Source organism: Amycolatopsis sp. (genome assembly GCF_036008905.1).
Taxonomy (GTDB): domain Bacteria; phylum Actinomycetota; class Actinomycetes; order Mycobacteriales; family Pseudonocardiaceae; genus Amycolatopsis.
The window spans coordinates 17478-35828 of the sequence record NZ_DASYMU010000087.1 but is presented as its reverse complement, the minus strand read 5'-3'; the positions used below and the strand labels follow the sequence as shown (position 1 = coordinate 35828).

The 18351-nt window shown below is 67.4% G+C and carries 16 protein-coding genes and 1 riboswitch; of the genes, 4 read left to right on the top strand and 12 right to left on the bottom strand.

All coding sequences use genetic code 11. The features are described from left to right. Window position 1: 1 nt before the first annotated feature. From pgsB to cobN, 4 genes are all read left to right on the top strand, one after another. Window positions 2-1186, top strand: coding sequence for a poly-gamma-glutamate synthase PgsB (gene pgsB / locus VGP60_RS16550; protein WP_327548894.1), 1185 nt, complete (start codon window positions 2-4; stop codon window positions 1184-1186). Window positions 1187-1191: 5 nt separating this feature from the next. Next, window positions 1192-1665, top strand: coding sequence for a poly-gamma-glutamate biosynthesis protein PgsC/CapC (locus VGP60_RS16545; RefSeq protein WP_327548912.1), 474 nt, complete (start codon window positions 1192-1194; stop codon window positions 1663-1665). A gap of 7 nt (window positions 1666-1672) precedes the next feature. Then, the gene (locus VGP60_RS16540) at window positions 1673-2686 is read left to right on the top strand and encodes a C40 family peptidase (RefSeq protein WP_327548893.1); all 1014 of its coding nucleotides are present in this window, start codon (window positions 1673-1675) and stop codon (window positions 2684-2686) included. 19 nt (window positions 2687-2705) lie between these two features. Beyond that, a riboswitch (cobalamin riboswitch) is annotated at window positions 2706-2813 on the top strand. A 35-nt stretch (window positions 2814-2848) separates the two neighbouring features. Continuing rightward, window positions 2849-6454: a cobaltochelatase subunit CobN gene (gene cobN, locus VGP60_RS16535; RefSeq protein ID WP_327548892.1), complete on the top strand. Its 3606-nt coding sequence runs from the start codon at window positions 2849-2851 to the stop codon at window positions 6452-6454. Window positions 6455-6635: 181 nt separating this feature from the next. On the opposite strand, the gene VGP60_RS16530 is transcribed toward cobN, so the two are convergent. The 12 genes from VGP60_RS16530 to paaZ form a co-directional block, all read right to left on the bottom strand. Further along, a complete protein-coding gene (locus tag VGP60_RS16530) occupies window positions 6636-7253 on the bottom strand; it encodes a TetR/AcrR family transcriptional regulator (RefSeq protein ID WP_327548891.1) in 618 nt (205 codons plus the stop codon). A gap of 97 nt (window positions 7254-7350) precedes the next feature. After that, entirely contained in the window at window positions 7351-8676 is a 1326-nt protein-coding gene (locus VGP60_RS16525; RefSeq protein ID WP_327548890.1) for an ABC transporter substrate-binding protein, read from the bottom strand. Continuing rightward, the gene (locus VGP60_RS16520; RefSeq protein ID WP_414640361.1) at window positions 8673-9746 is read right to left on the bottom strand and encodes a branched-chain amino acid ABC transporter permease; all 1074 of its coding nucleotides are present in this window, start codon (window positions 9744-9746) and stop codon (window positions 8673-8675) included. The genes VGP60_RS16525 and VGP60_RS16520 overlap by 4 nt, the downstream gene beginning before the upstream one ends. A 2-nt stretch (window positions 9747-9748) precedes the next feature. Next, window positions 9749-10600 carry a branched-chain amino acid ABC transporter permease gene (locus tag VGP60_RS16515; RefSeq protein ID WP_327548888.1) on the bottom strand — a complete coding sequence of 284 codons (852 nt, stop codon included), beginning with the start codon at window positions 10598-10600 and terminating at the stop codon, window positions 9749-9751. Window positions 10601-10634: 34 nt separating this feature from the next. Further along, the gene (locus tag VGP60_RS16510; protein ID WP_327548887.1) at window positions 10635-11342 is read right to left on the bottom strand and encodes an ABC transporter ATP-binding protein; all 708 of its coding nucleotides are present in this window, start codon (window positions 11340-11342) and stop codon (window positions 10635-10637) included. After that, window positions 11335-12126 carry an ABC transporter ATP-binding protein gene (locus tag VGP60_RS16505; protein WP_327548886.1) on the bottom strand — a complete coding sequence of 264 codons (792 nt, stop codon included), beginning with the start codon at window positions 12124-12126 and terminating at the stop codon, window positions 11335-11337. Before VGP60_RS16505 ends, VGP60_RS16510 begins: the two co-directional genes overlap by 8 nt. A gap of 207 nt (window positions 12127-12333) precedes the next feature. Beyond that, window positions 12334-13413 carry a 1,2-phenylacetyl-CoA epoxidase subunit PaaE gene (paaE, locus tag VGP60_RS16500; protein ID WP_327548885.1) on the bottom strand — a complete coding sequence of 360 codons (1080 nt, stop codon included), beginning with the start codon at window positions 13411-13413 and terminating at the stop codon, window positions 12334-12336. Continuing rightward, window positions 13413-13904 carry a 1,2-phenylacetyl-CoA epoxidase subunit PaaD gene (gene paaD, locus VGP60_RS16495; protein WP_327548884.1) on the bottom strand — a complete coding sequence of 164 codons (492 nt, stop codon included), beginning with the start codon at window positions 13902-13904 and terminating at the stop codon, window positions 13413-13415. Before paaD ends, paaE begins: the two co-directional genes overlap by 1 nt. Continuing rightward, window positions 13898-14773, bottom strand: coding sequence for a 1,2-phenylacetyl-CoA epoxidase subunit PaaC (gene paaC, locus VGP60_RS16490; RefSeq protein WP_327548883.1), 876 nt, complete (start codon window positions 14771-14773; stop codon window positions 13898-13900). Before paaC ends, paaD begins: the two co-directional genes overlap by 7 nt. A 12-nt stretch (window positions 14774-14785) precedes the next feature. Continuing rightward, window positions 14786-15070: a 1,2-phenylacetyl-CoA epoxidase subunit PaaB gene (paaB, locus tag VGP60_RS16485; RefSeq protein ID WP_326415673.1), complete on the bottom strand. Its 285-nt coding sequence runs from the start codon at window positions 15068-15070 to the stop codon at window positions 14786-14788. After that, complete coding sequence (paaA, locus tag VGP60_RS16480; RefSeq protein ID WP_327548882.1) at window positions 15067-16074, bottom strand: 1,2-phenylacetyl-CoA epoxidase subunit PaaA; 1008 nt, start codon at window positions 16072-16074, stop codon at window positions 15067-15069. Before paaA ends, paaB begins: the two co-directional genes overlap by 4 nt. Then, window positions 16071-18101 carry a phenylacetic acid degradation bifunctional protein PaaZ gene (gene paaZ / locus VGP60_RS16475; protein ID WP_327548881.1) on the bottom strand — a complete coding sequence of 677 codons (2031 nt, stop codon included), beginning with the start codon at window positions 18099-18101 and terminating at the stop codon, window positions 16071-16073. Before paaZ ends, paaA begins: the two co-directional genes overlap by 4 nt. Window positions 18102-18351: the final 250 nt, after the last annotated feature.

The window sequence follows — 18351 nt, the reverse complement described above, 5'->3', positions numbered from 1 at the left end:
CGTGCTCTTTCTCTACGGCGTGCTGCTGATCGCCTCGCTGGCCATGTTCGCCGCGGGGGTGGCCGAACAGCGCAACCACTTCAAGAACCTCCACAGCATCCCCACGCGGGTGCTGATCAACGGTATCCGCGGCAAAAGCTCGATCACGCGGCTCTGTGCCGGGGCGCTGCGCGGCGGCGGCCTGGTGACCACGGCGAAAACCACCGGGACCGCCGCCCGGTTCATCCACCCCGACGGCAGCGAAGAACCCGTGTACCGCAAGTTCGACATCGCCAACGTCGTCGAGCAGATCGGTATCGTCCGCCGCGCGGCCGCCTACCGGCCCGACGCGCTCGTCATCGAATGCATGGCCGTGATGCCGGATCTCCAGGAGATCAACCAGAGCAAGCTGATCCAGTCGACCATCGGCGTGCTCTGCAACGTGCGCGAAGACCACCTTGCCGAGATGGGGCCGACGCTGGACGACGTCGCCCGGTCGCTCAGCCGCTCGATGCCCGTCGGCGGGATCTGCTTCACCGCCGAAGTGGAACGGCTGCCGATTCTGAAGGAAGAGGCCGCGAAGCGGAACTGTGAGCTGATCGCCATCGACCCCGAGTCGATCACCGACGAGGAGATGCGGCGCTTCAGCTGGATCACCTTCAAGGAGAACGTGGCGATCGCGCTGGCCGTGGCCGAACTGCTCAAGGTCAACCGGCAGTCCGCGCTGGAAGGGATGTGGGCGGCCCCACCGGATCCCGGGGTGCTCCGCGTGCACCACTACCGCGCCGGACGCCGTCAGCTGCGGTTCGCGAACGTCTTCGCCGCCAACGACCCGGAATCCACGCTGATGAACATCGAGCAACTGCTCAACCAGGGCGCGATCGCCGACCCGCTGCACGTGATCATCAACTGCCGTCCGGACCGGGTGGAGCGCAACGCGCAGATGGGCGCGCTGATCGGGAAGATCCAGCCGGACAAAGTCGTCCTGATCGGCGAGCCGACCCGGAGCGCGCGATCGGCGATCCCCGCCGAGTGGCAGGACAGTGTGCTCGACCTTGGCGGCTCCCGGCCGGGCGGGGAGATGCTGCGCAAGATCGTCGCCGGGGTGTCCCGCGAGGCGTCGCTGGTGGCCATCGGCAACATCCACGGCCAGGGCGAGGTCCTGATCGAAGAACTGGCGAAGCTGGAAATGGTGCCGGGCGCGTGATCACGATGGAACTGGCCCCCGAGATCGCCACGATCGGGCTCGCCATCGGGCTACTGCTCTCGCTGGTGTGCTACCTGACCACGAACCTCTCCCCCGGCGGCATGATCACGCCGGGCTGGATCGCGCTGACCATGGTCGAGGACTACCGGCGCGCCGCGATCATCGTGCTGATGACGGCGCTGACCTACGGCGGCACGAAAGTGTTGCAGCGGTTGGTGATCCTGTACGGGAAGCGGCTGTTCGCCGCGGTCGTCCTGCTCGGGGTGCTGTTGCAGACGACGTTGCTCCTGTTCCTGCAGGCCGATTTCCCGCTGTTGTTCGTGCACCAGACGCTCGGTTTCGTCGTGCCGGGCCTCGTCGCCTACCAACTGGTCCGGCAGCGGCCGGCCGCGACGCTGCTGGCGACCGGCGGGGTGAGCCTCGCGAGCTACGCGATCCTGATCAGCGGTGTGCTGGTCGGACTGGTTCCCACGGTATGAGGTGGCTGTGAACAGAGGACGCCTGCTGCGGATGGCTGTGCTGGTCACGGTGATCGGCGTGTCCGGCACCGCGGCGATCCACTTCGCCACCCAAGACCGCCTCGGCGGGGTCACCGCGGTGTCGGCGTCCGGGAGCGATGCGTCGAATCCCGGTTCCTACAGCTATGAGCGGGTCGAAAACCCGGCCAGGACGCTGGTGCGCCAAGCCTCCGGCCCGCTGATCGCCACGCTCACCGACGGGTCGCGGACGGTGATGCTCGCCGGCCCGAGCCGGACCTTCCGGGAACCGAAGTTCACCACGGTCGAGGTCACGACGACGGCCTGGGTGCGGCTCGCCCCTCAGCCCTGGGCCGCAGGCGCGGAGAAGGCCGAGTGGTTCCGGACCTGGCTGGCGAAGTCCGCCGGCGACACCAGCCCGGACATCTTCGCGGTCGCCATGCAATACATCGACAGCGCGGCGGCAGTGACGAACGCCAAGAAGCTGCGCGTCGCGGGGGACGCGACGTTCGGGCCGGACAGCGGTGAGGGACGGCTGGAGCGCTCCGACTTCTATGACTTCCTGGGCGTGAACTGGGATTTCCCCGACAAGGTGACCGAGGCCGCCAGTTCGGAAAGGTACGGTTCGCTGGACTGCTCCGGCTTCGTGCGCATGGTGTACGGCTACCGCGCCGGGTATCCCTTGCGGGGCTCGAACACGGCCGGTCCCGGTCTGCCCCGGCGCGCGTGGGCGATGTCACAGCTCGGGCCCGGTACGCCGATCATCGCCGATTCGGGTCAGCGAACGCTGGCCTACGCCGCACTACAACCCGGTGACCTGCTGTTCTTCAACCTGGATCCCTTCGACGGCCCGCAGATCGACCACGTCGGGATCTATCTCGGGATCGACGACGAAGGCCATCACCGGGTGCTGTCGAGCCGTCAGGTGGCCAACGGTCCGACCTTCGGGGACACCGGCGGCAAGTCGCTGATCGACCAGGGCGGGAAATACTCGCTGGCCTTCCGGGCCGCGAAGCGCATCTGACTCACGACCTATGCTGAGCTGAACCCACGCGACGGCAGGTGGAGGAACCCGGTGCGAATCCGGGGCGGTCCCGCCACTGTGACCCGGTATCCCGGGCAGCCAGGAACTCCCGCCGTCGCGCACCACTACCCGGGGCGAGGAAACCCCGAGGAGGAGCCACCCGTGATCCTGCTGCTGTCCACTTCGGACACCGACCTGCTCAGCGCGCGGTCCAGCGAAGCCGACTACCGGCTGGCGAACCCGTCCCGGCTCGATCTCGCGGAGCTGCCCGGCCTGCTGGAGGGCACGCAGATCGTCGTCGTCCGCATCCTCGGTTCGGAGCGGATGTGGCAGGAGGGCCTGGACACCGTGCGGGCGAGCGGCGCGCACGTCGTCGTCCTCGGCGGTGAGCAGGCGCCGGACGCCGAACTGATGAAGCTGTCCAGTGTGCCGTCAGGCATCGCGGCCGAGGCGCACACCTACCTCGCGCAGGGCGGGCCGGAGAACCTCACGCAGCTGTCGCGGTTCCTCTCCGACACGTTGCTGCTCACCGGTGACGGTTTCGAGCCGCCCGCCGAGCAGCCGCTGTGGGGCATCCTCCAGCGCGAACGGCGTCGCACCGAAGGCCCGGTCGTCGCGATCCTCTACTACCGCGCGCACCATTTGTCGGGGAACACCGCGTTCGTCGACGCGCTGTCCGAAGCGATCGAGAACGCGGGCGGGCAGGCGCTGCCGATCCACTGCGCGTCGCTGCGCAGCCGCGAGCCCGAGATGATGACCGAGCTGCGCAAGGCCGACGCGCTGCTCGTCACCGTGCTGGCGGCGGGCGGCACGAAGCCCGCCGAGGCCGGCGCCGGTGGCGACGACGAAGCGTGGGACGTCGCCGAGATGGCCGCGCTCGACATCCCGATCCTGCAGGCGCTCTGCCTGACCAGCGACCACGAAACCTGGGAAGCCAGCGACGAAGGCCTGTCGCCGCTCGACGCCGGGAACCAGATGGCCGTCCCCGAGTTCGACGGCCGGATCATCACGGTTCCCTTCTCCTTCAAGGAAATCGACGCCGACGGACTGCCGCGGTACGTGCCCGACGTCGAGCGCGCGTCCCGCGTCGCCGGGATCGCGCTGGCGCACGCGCGGCTGCGGTACACCCCGCCCGCCGAACGCAAGATCGCGCTGATGCTGTCGGCGTACCCGACCAAGCACTCGCGGGTCGGCAACGCCGTCGGCCTCGACACGCCCGCATCGGCGGTGAAGTTGTTGCGGGAGATGGAAACGCTGGGCTACGACCTCGGCACGGAGTCGTTCCCGGGTGTCGTGCCGACCGGTACCGAGCAGCCCGACGGCGACGCACTCATCCACGCGCTGATCGCCGCCGGTGGCCAGGATCCCGAGTGGCTCACCGAAGAGCAGCTGTCCGGCAACCCGATCCGCGTTCCCGCCGCTCGCTACAAGGAGTGGTTCGCCCGGCTGCCCGCGGATCTGCGCGCGGGCATGGAAGAGCACTGGGGTCCTGCGCCCGGTGAGCTCTATGTCGACAAGTCGTCCAATAAGGACGGTGACATCGTGCTGGCGTCGCTGCGGTCCGGCAACGTCATTATCATGATCCAGCCGCCGCGCGGGTTCGGCGAGAACCCAGTGGCGATCTACCACAACCCGGATCTCCCGCCGAGCCACCATTATCTGGCCGCTTATCGCTGGCTGGAAGAGGAATTCGGCGCACACGCGGTGGTGCACCTCGGAAAGCACGGCTCGCTGGAGTGGCTGCCCGGCAAGACGGCCGGACTCTCGGCGTCCTGCGCGCCTGACGCGGTGCTCGGCAATCTGCCGCTGATCTACCCGTTCCTCATCAATGACCCCGGCGAAGGCGCGCAGGCGAAACGCCGCGCGCACGCGACGATCATCGACCACCTGATCCCGCCGATGGCCCGCGCCGAAAGCTACGGCGACATGGCACGGCTTGAGCAGTTGCTCGACGAGCACGCCAACATCGCCGCGATGGACCCGGCGAAACTACCCGCGATCCGCGCGCAGATCTGGACACTCATCCAGGCCGCGAAGCTCGATCACGACCTCGGCGTCGACGCGCGTCCGCATGACGCGGAGTTCGACGACTTCCTGCTGCATATCGACGGCTGGCTGTGCGAGGTCAAGGACGCCCAGATCCGCGACGGGCTCCACATCCTGGGTGAGGCGCCGGTCGGTGAGGCACGAATCAACCTCGTGCTGGCGATGCTGCGCGCCCAGCAGATGTGGGGCGGCGCGCAAGGCGCTGTCCCCGGCTTGCGCTCGGCGTTGGGGCTGAAGGAAAACAGCGACGCGCCGATGTCCGAAGTGGACGCCATCGAAGAAACCGCGCGCTCACTCGTCGTCGCCATGGAAGCCCGTTCCTGGGACCCCGCCGCCGTCGCTACCGTCTGCACCGAGATCCTGGGCAACCCGGACGGACAGGTCGTCCGGGTGCTGGACTTCGCCGCGGCCGAGATCGTTCCCCGGCTCGCGGGGACGGGCGCCGAGATCACGGCGATCCTGCACGCCCTCGACGGCGGGTACATCGCCGCCGGGCCGAGTGGCTCGCCGTTGCGGGGGCTGATCAACGTGCTCCCGACGGGCCGCAACTTCTACACCGTCGACCCGAAGGCCATCCCCAGCCGTCTCGCCTGGGAAACCGGTCAGGCTTTGGCGGACTCGCTGCTGCGCCGCTACCGCGAGGACACCGGCGCCTGGCCGCGTTCGGTCGGGCTGTCGGTGTGGGGCACCTCGGCGATGCGGACCTCCGGCGACGACGCGGCGGAAGTCCTTGCGCTGCTGGGTGTTCAGCCGGTGTGGGACGAGGCTTCGCGCCGCGTGACCGGCATCGAGGCCATGCCGCTAGCCGAACTCGGCAGGCCGCGCGTCGACGTCACCGTGCGGATCAGCGGGTTCTTCCGTGACGCCTTCCCGCACGTGATCACCCTGCTCGACGACGCCGTGCGCCTGGTCGCCGGGCTCGACGAGTCCGATGAGGACAACTTCGTCCGGGCCCACACCAAGGCGGCCTTGGCCGAGCACGGTGACGAACGCCGTGCCACCACCAGGATCTTCGGCTCGAAGCCGGGTGCGTACGGCGCCGGGCTCCTGCCGCTGATGGAATCCGGCAACTGGCGCGACGACGCCGACCTCGCCGAGGTCTACGCGGTGTGGGGCGGGTTCGCCTACGGACGCGATCTCGACGGCAAGCCGGCGCGCGAGGACATGGAGAGTTCGTACAAGCGGATCGTGGTGGCGGCGAAGAACACCGACACCCGCGAGCACGACATCGCCGACTCGGACGACTACTTCCAGTACCACGGCGGCATGATCGCCACCGTGCGCGCACTGACCGGCAACGCGCCCGCGTCCTATGTGGGCGACAGCACCACACCGGACGCCGTCCGCACGCGCACGCTCGGCGAGGAGACCGCCCGGGTGTTCCGCGCTCGCGTGGTCAATCCGCGCTGGCTGACCGCGATGCGCAAGCACGGCTACAAAGGCGCTTTCGAACTCGCCGCGACCGTCGACTATCTCTTCGGTTTCGACGCGACGGCCGGGGTCGTGCAGGACTGGATGTACGAGAAGCTCACCGAGTCCTATGTGCTGGACAAGGAGAACCAGGAGTTCCTCACCAAGGCCAACCCCTGGGCGCTGCGCGGGATCATCGAGCGGCTCAACGAAGCCGCCGACCGCGGCCTCTGGGCCGAACCCGACCCGGACCTCCTCGCCCAAATGCGCGACGTCTACCTAACCCTAGAAGGCGACCTCGAGTCCCAGTAACCCCCCGAATATGTCGACAACTTATCCGCCCCCGCGCCAAATAAGTTGTCGACATATTCGGAAGCAAGTCGCCACACGCGCCCCACGAGTCTCTCCACGCCCCAAAACCCGCGAATATGTCGACATGTTCTGGAGCTCGGAGCCAGGGAAAGTGTCGACATATTCCCCGGGTGGGGGTGGGTCAGGCGGCGGAGGTGGTGGGCGGGAGGAGGCTGCCGAGCATGAGGTTCGCGAAGTAGAGGCCGACTTGCTCGCCGGAGAAAGCGCCGTCCGGGTGGTACCACATGCCGAGCCGGTGGATCGCGCCGAAGTGGTAGTTCACCACGATGTCCGCCGGGACGTCGGCGCGGAACACGCCGTCGCGCTGGCCTTCTTCCACCAGGGAACGGAAACGCTCGTGGTAACGCCGTCGCTCCGCGCGGACGTCGGCCTGTTTCTCCGCTTCCAGCAGGTGCATGGATTGGAAAAACACCACCGCGTCGTCGAGGTTGGCGATGCTTGTCGCCACGACGTCGGCGATGATCGCGTGGATCCGTTGCGGCAACGCCAATCCGGAATCGGCGATCGTCTCCATGCGACTCGCCTGCATCCGGAGCATCCGGCTGTAGATCTCGTACAGCAGGGCGTCCTTGGAATCGAAGTAATGGTACAAACCACCCTTCGTGACCCCGGCGGTCTCGACGATCTGCCGGACCGTCGTCGCCTCGAAGCCCTTCTCCGCGAACAGCCGGGCGGCCACCTGGACGAGCCTGTCCCGGACCGACGCGACGGGCTGATCCGCCACTCCTGTCACCACCATGTCTGAGACCCCCTTCGCTCGATCGCCCAAGCCACACTATGCGAGCACCGAGGTGAGGGTGCCGCCGCCCGCGCCCTGAGCGGCGGCACCCCGGATCTCACTTCGCAGTCAGGTTGACCTGCTCGGGAGTGAGCCGTTCGCCCGAATACGGCGTGATCGCGCCGGTTGCCCGATCCGTCACGGCCGGCGGCTGAAGGATCTTCGTCGTCGTGTCGGGGTTGATCTGGAACACGTACGCGCCGGTGTAGCCGGAGTGCGAGTCCTTCGAGAAACCGAACGGCGTGAGGCCAGGGCCCTTCAGCGAGCCCGAAGTCATCGCGTCGACGAGCTTCTGCCGGGTCAGGTCGGGCCCGGCGGCCTTCAGCGCTTGCGAGAAGGTGTACGCCTGCACCATTCCGTACATCACGGTGTTGGTGAGCGGCTCCGCCGGGATGTACTTGTCGTGGATGTCCTTGAAGAACTTCACCCACGGGTCGTCGGTCAGGCCGACGTCGGGCAGGTAGCCGGTACCGACCAGACCGGACAGCAGCTGGGCGCTGGAAACGCTGGCACCACTGCGCTTCGCGAAGTCCTGCAGCAGACCGGACAACGTCGTCGGGTCGGCGCCGATGCTGCTGACGACGAACTGCGGCTTGTAGCCGATCTTCGCCGCGGCGAGGATCGAGAGCGCGGTGAACGCGGGCACGCACTCGCACACCACGACCTCCGCGCCGGCCGCCTTCAACGCGGAAAGCTGCGGGGTGACGTCGGTGTTCGCGCTGTCATAGCCCTGTTTGGCCACGACCTCGGTGGTGAGGAACTGGTCGAGGCCCTTCTGGGTGTCCCGGCCGACGTCGTCGTTCTGGGTGAAGTAGCCGACCTTCTTCCCGGCGAAGTTCTCCTTGATGTACTTGCCCTGGATCTTGCCTTCGCGGGTGTAGTCGACCTGGTAGCCGAAGGTCATCGGGCTCTTCTTGGGGTCGTCCCACGCGAGGGCACCCGAGGACACCAGAACGTCCGGCACGCCTTCGGTGTTGAGGTAGTCGACGACCTTGGAGTGCGTCGGCGTGCCGAGGCCGCCGACGATCGCGAACACCTTTTCCTGTAGTACCAGCTTTTTCACCACCTCGACCGTCTTGGTCGGGTTGTAACCGTCGTCCTCGACCTTGTAGTCGATCTTGCGGCCGTTGATGCCACCGGCGTCGTTGACGTACGAGTACACCGCGCGGGCGCCGACGGAAATCTTGCTGTAGCCCGGCGCGGCCGGGCCGGTGAGCGGCTGGTGGGTGCCGATGACGACGCTGTCCTTCGTCACCCCGGTCGAGGAGTCGGCAGCCGGGGCCGCCGAGTTGGTCGACGTCTCCCCCGCACCGGAACAACCGGCCAGCACCAGCGCACCGGCCAGAGCGCCGGCGATCAGGTGGGCGGATCTGCTTTTTCTCATGATTCTCCTTCTGATCTCTTCGACCGGCCGCGCAAAGCCCGCAGACGCTGGATGCCCCCTTGGATCCCGTGGGGGAAAACGAGAATGACGAAAATGAGAATGACGCCGTAGACCGCGAGCGGCAGGTTGTTGGCGACGTTGGTACTGAGGTGCAGCACGTCGGCGAAGTCCTCCGACCACGCCTGGAAATAGACGAGCGCGATCGCGCCCCACAGCGCTCCCCAGATACTGCCGAGCCCGCCGAGCACCACGGCCGCCAGCAGACTCAGCGACAGCGCCACGGTGAACGAACCGGGCGCCGCCGTCCCGAGCAGAAACGCCTGCAGCCCACCGGCGAGCCCACCGCACACCGCGCTGACGAGGAACGCGAGGATCTTCGTCCGTCCGATGTGGATTCCGGCGAGCGCGGCGGAGACCTCGTCGTCCCGCACCGCACGGAACGACCGCCCGATCCGCCCGCGGATCAGGTTCGCCAGCAGGACCAGCGCGATGAGCACGGTCAGCCAGACCACCCAGGTCTGCCAGCGGGTCGGCGGCACGACCCCGACGAGCCCGTCGGGGGTGCTGTTGACGGTGAAGTTCAACCCGTTGCTGCCACCGAGGAAATCGGGGAAGCGCTGGGTCAACGCCGGAAGCCCGACGGCCAGCGCGAGCGTCGCCCCGGCGAGATACGGCCCCTTCAACCGTGCGGCCGCGGCTCCCGCGAGCGCTCCGGCGAGCCCGCTGGCGACCGCCGCGAGGATGAGGTCCAGCCACAGCGGGAACGTCGGGACGTGGATGACCAGCAGCGCCACGGTGTAGGCGCCGATGAACATGAAAGCGCCGTGCCCCAGCGAGATCTGCCCGTTGAACCCGGTCAGCAGCGCCAGCCCGGCCACCGCGATCAGGTAGTAGCCGACGGTCGCCATCCGCAGGTTCGTGAACGGGTCGGTCACCAGCGTGAGCAGGATGACCAGCGCCAGCCCCAATACCGCCCACAGCAGGTGAACGATCAGCGGCGGCAGGGAACGCCTCCGGCGTGCCGGACCGGAAGTGCTCGACAAGACGTCGTCGGAGATCTGCGTGCGCACGCTCATACCTGCCTCGCGGTGGCTCGGCCGAACAACCCGCTCGGACGCACGGCGAGCACGATCACCAGGATCGCGAGCGCGGCCATCGTGACGAGCTCAGGTCCCAAGTAGCCGGACACATAGGACAGTCCGATCCCGAGGACGAACCCCCCGATGATCGTGCCCAACGGGTTTTCCAGCCCGCCCAGGACGGCCGCGGTCAGCGCGTAGACGAACACGCCGTCGAGCACGTTCGGGAAGATGAACGGCGGCGTGGCGAGAAGCCCGGCCAGCGAACCGACGGCCGCCGCCATCGCCCAGCCGACGGTCAGCATGAGACCGACCCGCACACCGAGCATGCGCGCGACCTCCGGCCGGAAAGCCGCCGCCCGCATCTTCAAGCCGAGCGAGGTTTTCTTGAACAGCAACAGGATTCCGCCCGCGGTGACCAACACGGCCAGCACCACGAACAGGTCATTGGCGGAGAACCGCCCACGGAAGTCGAAGGCGTACGGGAACGACGTCGGCTCGTTCGACCAGATCATCCCCGCGATCGCCTGCAGTACCAGCAAAAGACCGAGGGTGACGATGATCGAGCTCAGCTCGTTGCGGTTGCGCAGCGGCCGGATCAGCAGCCGTTCGGTCGCCGCGCCCATCAGCGTTCCCGCGATCAGTGCGGTGGCGAAGCCCAGCCAATAACTACCGGTGGCCTTGTTGACGGAGTACGCCAGGTACGTCGAGATCAGCGCCAGCGCGGGCTGGGCGAAGTTCACCACCCGGGTCGCCCGGTAGATGATCACCAACGCCAGCCCCAGCGCGGCGTAGATCGCCCCGGTGGAGATGCCGTTGAGGGTCAGGTTGAGAAAGTCCTCCATACCGGACCTTTCTGTGCAGCTATAAGACAGAGGGTCAGAAACCGAGATAGGCGTGCCGAAGCTGGTCGTCCGCGAGCAAAGTGCTCGCCTCGCCCGTCGCGACGACCCGGCCGAGCGACAACACGAAGCCACGGTCGGCGATGGACAGCGCGCTGCGGGCGTTCTGCTCGACGAGCAGGACCGTCAACCCGGTGTCGGCACGGAGATCGCGCAGGACCCGCATGATCTGTGCGGTGATCATGGGTGCCAGCCCCAGCGACGGTTCGTCGAGCAGCAGCAGTTTCGGCCGGCTCATCAACGCCCTGCCGATGGCCAGCATCTGCCGTTCCCCGCCGGACAACGTGCTGGCGGGCTTCTCGATTCGTTCGGCCAGAGGCGGGAACAGCTCGCACACCTCTTTGAGGGCCAGTTCCCGATCGGCACGGTCGCGCCGCCACAACGCGCCCAACCGCAGGTTTTCCTCGACCGTCAGTTCGGCGATGACCCCGCTGCCCTCGGGAACGTGCGACAACCCGCGCCGCGCGATCTTGTCCGCCGCCAGCCCGGTGAGGTCTTCGCCGTCCCAGGTGACCTTGCCCGACCGCGCGGGCACGAGCCCGCTGATCGTGCGCAGCAACGTCGTCTTCCCGGCGCCGTTCGCGCCGAGGATGGCGGTGATGCTACCGGGTTCGATGCTGAGACTCACCTTGTCGAGCGCGCGGACCGCGCCGTAGGTGGTGACCAGTTCGTTGATGTCAAGCATCAGTGCCCTCCTCTGCCGGGTCACCGAGATAAGCCTCTGCCACCAACGGATCCGCCTGGATCTCCTCGGGCGTGCCGGCGGCGATGACCTCGCCGAAGTTGAGCACCACGACCTTGTCGCAGACCCGCATGACCAGGTCCATGTGGTGCTCGACGAGGACGACGGCCATGCGTTCACGCAGTCCGCGGATGCGGTCGACGAGCTCGTCCATCTCTCCGGCGGACAGTCCGCTCGCGGGTTCGTCGAGCAGCAGGAGGTCCGGCGCGGCGACCAGCGCCCGCGCCAGCGCGACCCGTTTCTGTACGCCGTAAGGCAACGCGCCGGGATGCCTGCCCGCGAACGAACCGAGGTCGAGCTCTTTGAGCGCGCCGGTGGCACGTTCGGTGAGGTCACGTTCGTCTCGCGCGGACCGCCCGATGCCGAGCAGCGCGGGCAGTACCCCGGCTTTGGCGTGGCGGTTCGCGCCGGCCATCACGTTTTCGAGGACGGTCAAACCGGGGAAGAGCCCGAGGCCCTGCAAAGTCCTGGCGATACCCAGTTTCGCCAGCTGGTCGGGCCGGTGCTTGCGCAGTTCCGTGCCCTGCCAGTGCAGGCTGCCTTCCTGGGGGCGGACGAACCCGCAGACGACGTTGAACAGCGTCGTCTTCCCGGCACCGTTGGGACCGATCACGCCGACGACCGTGCGCGGCTCGATGCTCAGCTCGACGCCGTTCAGGGCGACGAGACCGCCGAATCTGACCGTGATGTCCTCGACCGCGAGCAAGCTCCCGGCAGCAGCAGTCATCGTTGACTCCTTTTCCACGCAGTGCGCGGAATTTCAGCAGGTTCCCAACATGTGGACTAGTCCGTACCGCGTGGTCGGTATGAAGATGATGGTGTTCGTCACGGTGGGTGTCAAGGGTGGATCGGGCACAAAACGGGCGCACTTTGTCGCTTAAGTGCGATCTTTCACGTCGTGAGAGATCGCGCTTAAGCGAGAAAGTGCGCCCGGCTAGGCGTCGAAGTCGACTGTGAGGGTGTCGGAGACGGGAAGCGACTGGCAGGTGAGGACGAACCCGGCGTCCACTTCGGACTTCTCGAGCGCGAAGTTGCGCCGCATGTTGACTTCACCACCGGACACCTTCGCCCGGCAGGTACCGCAAACCCCGCCCTTGCAAGCAAAAGGCAGATCCGGCCGCGACCGCTGAGCCCCGTCCAGCACGGAGATGTCGCGCGGCAGCGTCATCGTGGTCGAGCGGCCGTCGAGGATCAGCGTGACCTCGCTCGACGCCCCTTCGATACCGGCTTCCTCGTGGCGCACCGGCTCCGGCGGCAGGTCGTCGACGTAGAACAGCTCCTGGTGCACCCGCTCGACCGGGACACCGAGCTCGGTCAGCACTTCCTGTGCGCCGGTGACCATCCCGAACGGACCGCACAACCACCAGTGCGCGACCTCTTCGACGGGCAGCAGCAAGGAAAACAGGCTCCGCAGCTTCTCGATGTCCAAGCGCCCGCTGAACAGGTCAGCGCCACGCGGTTCACGTGAAAGCACGTGGACGAGCTCAAGACGGCTCGGCGCCCGGTCCTTCAGATCCGCGAGTTCGTCGGCGAACATGACGGTATTGGAGCGGCGGTTGCCATAGAGGACAGTCACCGTGACGTCCGGGTTCTTGAGCAGCGAAGCGGCGATCGACAGCACCGGCGTGATCCCGGACCCCGCGGCGATCAGCACGTGGTGCCCGGGCGTTTCCAGATCCGGGGTGAAACTTCCCGTCGGCGCCTGGACTTCGATCTCGTCACCGGGGCGCACGTCGTGCACGAGCCAGCTGGAGAACAGGCCGCCAGGTACCTCACGGACGCCGACCCGCGGCCGATCCCCGGCGGCAGCGCAGATCGAGTACGACCGGCGTTCGTCACGGCCCTCGACCGTCCGCTTGAGCGTCAGCGATTGTCCTGGCAGGAACCGGAATTCGTCGGCGAGTTCCGGCGGCACGTCGAAGGTCACGGCGACGGCGTCGTCGCACAGGGACTCGACGGCGGCGACGGTCAGGGTGTGGAAACCCGTCCGGCGCCGGAGGGTCGGGGCGCTCACTAGATCTCCTTGACGTGTTCGAACGGCTCCAGGCAAGTGCGGCAGCGGCGCAACGCCTTGCAGGCGGTGGCACTGAACCGGGAAAGCTCTTCGGTGTCGGCGGAATCGCACTGCGGGCAACGAACCTGACGGACCGGCGCGCTCAGCGTGAGCGGAATCGGGCCGCTGACCGACTTCGGGGCCGCACTCGGGGGTGCGATCCCGGCTTCGGCGAGCTTGCGCTTACCGTCCTCACTGATCCAGTCCGTGCTCCAGGCCGGTTGCAGGACCGTCCGGACTTCGATTTCCTGGTACCCGGCGGAGCGCAGGGCGTGTTCGAGGTCGTCGCGCATGGTGTCCATCGCCGGGCAGCCGGTGTAGGTGGGCGTGATCGCCACGACCACCCGTCCGTCCACTTCGGACACTTCACGCAGCACACCGAGGTCGGCGAGGGTGATCATCGGGAGTTCGGGGTCGGTCACCTTCTCCGCGATCGCGAGTGCGGTCACCATGTCGCACCCGGATGCGCGCGGGCCACGCTCTGCAGTTCTTCCAGCAGAACGGGCAGTTCCTCGGTGTGGTTGCCGTCGCGCCCGAGAACCCGGGAGGACTCCTCGGAGTGCGGCCGGGTCAAGGTCGCCGCGGACAGCACGTGGGCCAGCACGCTGTCGAACTCCTCGCGCAGCTCCGCGGGATCGACACCGACACGCCGCTCGATCTCGTGCGACGCGAACAACTCCCCGACCAGCGGCCACACTGTGTCCAGCCCGGCCTGCATGCGCTCATGGGACAACTCGGTGCCATCACCAAGCCGCACGGTCCACTGCGCGGCGTAATCGCGGTGGTAGGTGACCTCTTTGACGCCCTTGGCCGCGATCGCCGCGAGCACCGGGTCAACCGAGGCTGGGTCTGATGAAGAAGCCAAGCGCTGCAACAACGCCAGCCGCCAGGTCGAGAACACGAGCAGCCGCGCGATGAGATCCCCGAAGTGCCCGCCGCCGGTCTCGGTCAGCCGCACATTGCGGAACTCGCGTGCGTCACGGAAGTACGCGTACGAATCCTCGTCCCTGTCGCTGCCATCGGCTTTTCCGGCGCGGGCAAGCAGAAGCCGCGCCTGGCCGAGCAGGTCGAGCCCGATGTTGGCGATCGCGACCTCGTCTTCGAGCTCGGGCGCGTTGGTGCACCACTCCTGCAACCGGTGCGACATGATCAGCGCGTCGTCGCCCAGCATCAGGCAGTACGCGGCCAGGTCGCCACCGTCCACACCGGACGGAACGGTGGTGTCCACTCCGGACAGCGGGTCGTCGAAGCCGGTCCCGAAGGCCCAGTGGGAATCGTCGTTGCTCTCGCCGAGCGCCTCGTAGGCGTTGTCAAAAGACATCGGTGCTGCCCCCTACATGTGCGGAACGTTGTCGGGGATGTCGTAGAACGTCGGATGCCGGTAGACCTTGTCGCCGCTCGGCGCGAAGAACGGGTCCTTCTCGTCCGGGCTCGACGCGGTGATGTCAGCGGCCTTCACGACCCAGATGCTCACACCTTCGTTGCGCCGCGTGTAGACGTCGCGGGCGTGGTGCAGAGCCATTTCGTCGTCTGCGGCGTGCAGCGAACCGACGTGCACGTGGTTGAGACCGCGCTTGCCCCGGACGAAAACCTCGTACAGCGGCCAGTCGTGCTTCATCGGTTCTCCCGCTTTTTGGCATGGGCTTGCTTTTGCTCTGCTTGTTTTTCCGCATAAACAAACGCAGCTTCGCGAACCCACGCGCCTTCCTCTTGTGCCTGACGACGTTTCGCGATTCGCTCGGCGTTGCACGGGCCGTCGCCGCTGATCACGCGCTTGAGCTCGGACCAATCGATCGGCCCGAAGTCGTAGCGGCCGCGCTCGGCGTTCCACTTGAGATCCGGATCCGGGAACGTGACGCCCAGCGCCTCGGCCTGCGGGACGGACATGTCCACGTACCGCTGGCGCAGCTCGTCGTTGGTGTGCCGCTTGATCTTCCACGCCATCGACTGCTCGGTGTTCGGCGAATCGCCGTCGGGCGGGCCGAACATCATCAGCGACGGCCACCACCACCGGTTGACCGCTTCCTGCACCATGTCCCGCTGCGCCTGCGTGCCGCGCATCATCGTCATCAGCAGCTCGTAGCCCTGCCTTTGGTGGAAGGACTCCTCCTTGCAGATGCGGATCATGGCGCGCGCGTACGGGCCGTAAGAGCTGCGGCACAACGGAACCTGGTTGCAGATCGCGGCGCCGTCGACCAGCCAGCCGATCACGCCGACGTCGGCGAAGGTCGGTGTCGGGTAGTTGAAGATCGAGGAGTACTTCTGCCTGCCACTGATGAGCTTTTCGGTCAGGTCCTGACGATCCGCGCCCAGCGTCGTCGACGCGGAGTACAGGTAGAGCCCGTGTCCGGCTTCGTCCTGCACCTTGGCGAGCAGGATCGCCTTACGCCGCAACGAAGGCGCGCGGGTGATCCACTTGCCTTCGGGCTGCATGCCGATGATCTCCGAGTGCGCGTGCTGCGCGATCTGCCGAATCATCGTCTTGCGATAGCCCTCGGGCAGCCAGTCGCGCGGCTCGATGCGCTGGTCGCGCGCGATCGTGTGCTCGAAGTCCTTCTCGAGTTCTGCCTCGGAAAGTTTCCCCGGCTTTGTCTTTTCGCTTTCCTCCAGTGTTTCAGTCATGCGGATTCCTTCGCTACCAGCGTCAGGACGTCGTACTTCGCGACCGACTCGTCGTTCTGGTTGACGACGTCGGCGTCCCAGCGGACCTCGCCGTACTCGGCGCTGTCACGCGGGGTGATCTGCTTCGCGGTGAGCGTCACCGTCAGCTCGTCGCCGGGCTTGACCGGCGTCAGGAAGCGCAGGTTCTCCAGGCCGTAGTTGGCGAGCACCGGGCCGGGCTCGGGCGAGACGAACAGCCCGGCGGCGAACGAAAGCACCAGGTACCCGTGCGCGACGATCCCGCCGAACAGCGGGTTCGCGGCGGCGGCCTCGGGATCGGTGTGTGCGTAGAAGGTGTCGCCGGTGAACTCGGCGAAGTGGTCGACGTCGGCCTGCGTGACCGTGCGGGACCCGGTGACCACGGCGTCGCCGACCTTCAGCTCGGACAGGGACTTCCGGAACGGGTGGACGTCGGAGATCGTCCGCTCGGCACCCGGGATCCACTGGCCGGTGATCGTGCTGATCACCTGCGGGGTGCCCTGGACCGCGGTGCGCTGCAGGTGGTGCATGACCCCGCGGATCCCGCCCATCTCCTCGCCGCCACCGGCGCGGCCGGGGCCACCGTGGACGAGCTGCGGCATCGGCGAGCCGTGGCCCGTCGACTCCTTGGCGTCATTGGCGTCCAGTACCAGCAGGCGACCGTGCCACGGCGCGAGGCCGAGGACGATCTCGCGGGCGAACTCGGCGTCCGCGGTGACCACGGAACCGGCGAGGCTGCCGAGGCCGCGCGCGGCATAGTCGATGACCTGCTCGGTGGAGGTGTACGGCATGAGCGTCGACACCGGGCCGAACGCCTCGACTTCGTGCGGCTCGGCGCGCTCGGGGTCGGCCTTCAGCAGGATCGGGGAGAGGAACGCGCCGGTCTCGGCGTCCGCGCCGACGACGTCGACCTTGTCCGGGTCGCCGAACAAGATGCTTCCCGCGTCCAGCAAGGACTTCAGGGAGCGACGGACCTCTTCGCGCTGCTCAAGACTGGCGAGCGCGCCCATCCGGACGCCCTCGGCGGTCGGGTTGCCGACGGTGACCTTCGCGAGCCGCGCGCTGGCGGCTTCGGCGACGGCGTCGAGCAGCTCCGCGGGTACGAACGCGCGCCGGATCGCGGTGCACTTCTGGCCGGCCTTGACCGTCATCTCGGTGGTGAGCTGCTTGACGAACAGGTCGAACTCGGTCGTGCCGGGCTTGGCGTCCGGGCCGAGGATCGAGCAGTTGAGCGAGTCGGCTTCTCCGTTGAACCGCACGGAGTTGCGCACGATCGCGGGGTGCGCGCGGAGCTTCTGCGCGGTGCTCGCGGAACCGGTGAACGAGACGAGGTCCTGCGGGGTGACGTGGTCGAGCAGGTCACCGACGCTGCCCGCGACGAACTGCAGCGTGCCCTCGGGGAGGATGCCGGATTCGATGATCAGCTCGACGAGCCGCGCGGTGAGGTACGCGGTCTGGCTGGCGGGCTTGACCAGGCTCGGCACGCCCGCGAGGAACGCGGGGGCGAACTTCTCGAGCGGGCCCCAGACGGGGAAGTTGAACGCGTTGATCTGGATGGCGACGCCTCGCAGCGGGGTCGCGATGTGCTGGCCGACGAAGGTGCCACCCTTGCTGAGCGGCTCGACCGCGCCGTCGACGTAGACCGTCGAGTTCGGCAGCTCGCGCTTGCCCTTGCTGCCGTAGGTCAGCAGGACGCCGATGCCGCCGTCGATGTCGAACTTCGAGTCGCCGAGCGTCGCGCCGGTGCGTGCGGACAGTGCGTACAGCTCGTCGCGGTGCTCACGCAGGTGCGAGCCGAGCGCCTTGAGCAGCGCCGCCCGCTGGTGGAACGTCAGTTCACGCAGCGCGGGACCACCGGTGCGGCGGCCGTAGTCCAGCGCCGCGGCCATGTCGACGCCCTCGGACGAAACCCGGGCGACTTCTTCGCCGGTCGCCGCGTCGTGCAAGGGCACGCCGTCGGCCTCGGCCGTGTGCCATCCACCAGAGACGTAACTGCGGAGCAAAGCCATCAGACCCCGACCTCTCGAATTACCAACCGTCCGTTCGGTAATTCACCGTAGCCGCCGAGATGGACGAGTGCAAGGTGTGCGCGGGTAAGTGCAGTTCACGCACACCCGAGTGCAGTCTGTGTACGGCTTGGGTTCGGACGGGAGTTGCGTGCGCGCCATATGTCGACAGATGGCGTCACCACGGGAGGCACGTTGCGCTGGGTCGGGCGCCATCTGTCGACATATGGCGCGTGGAGGGCGCGTGGAGGCA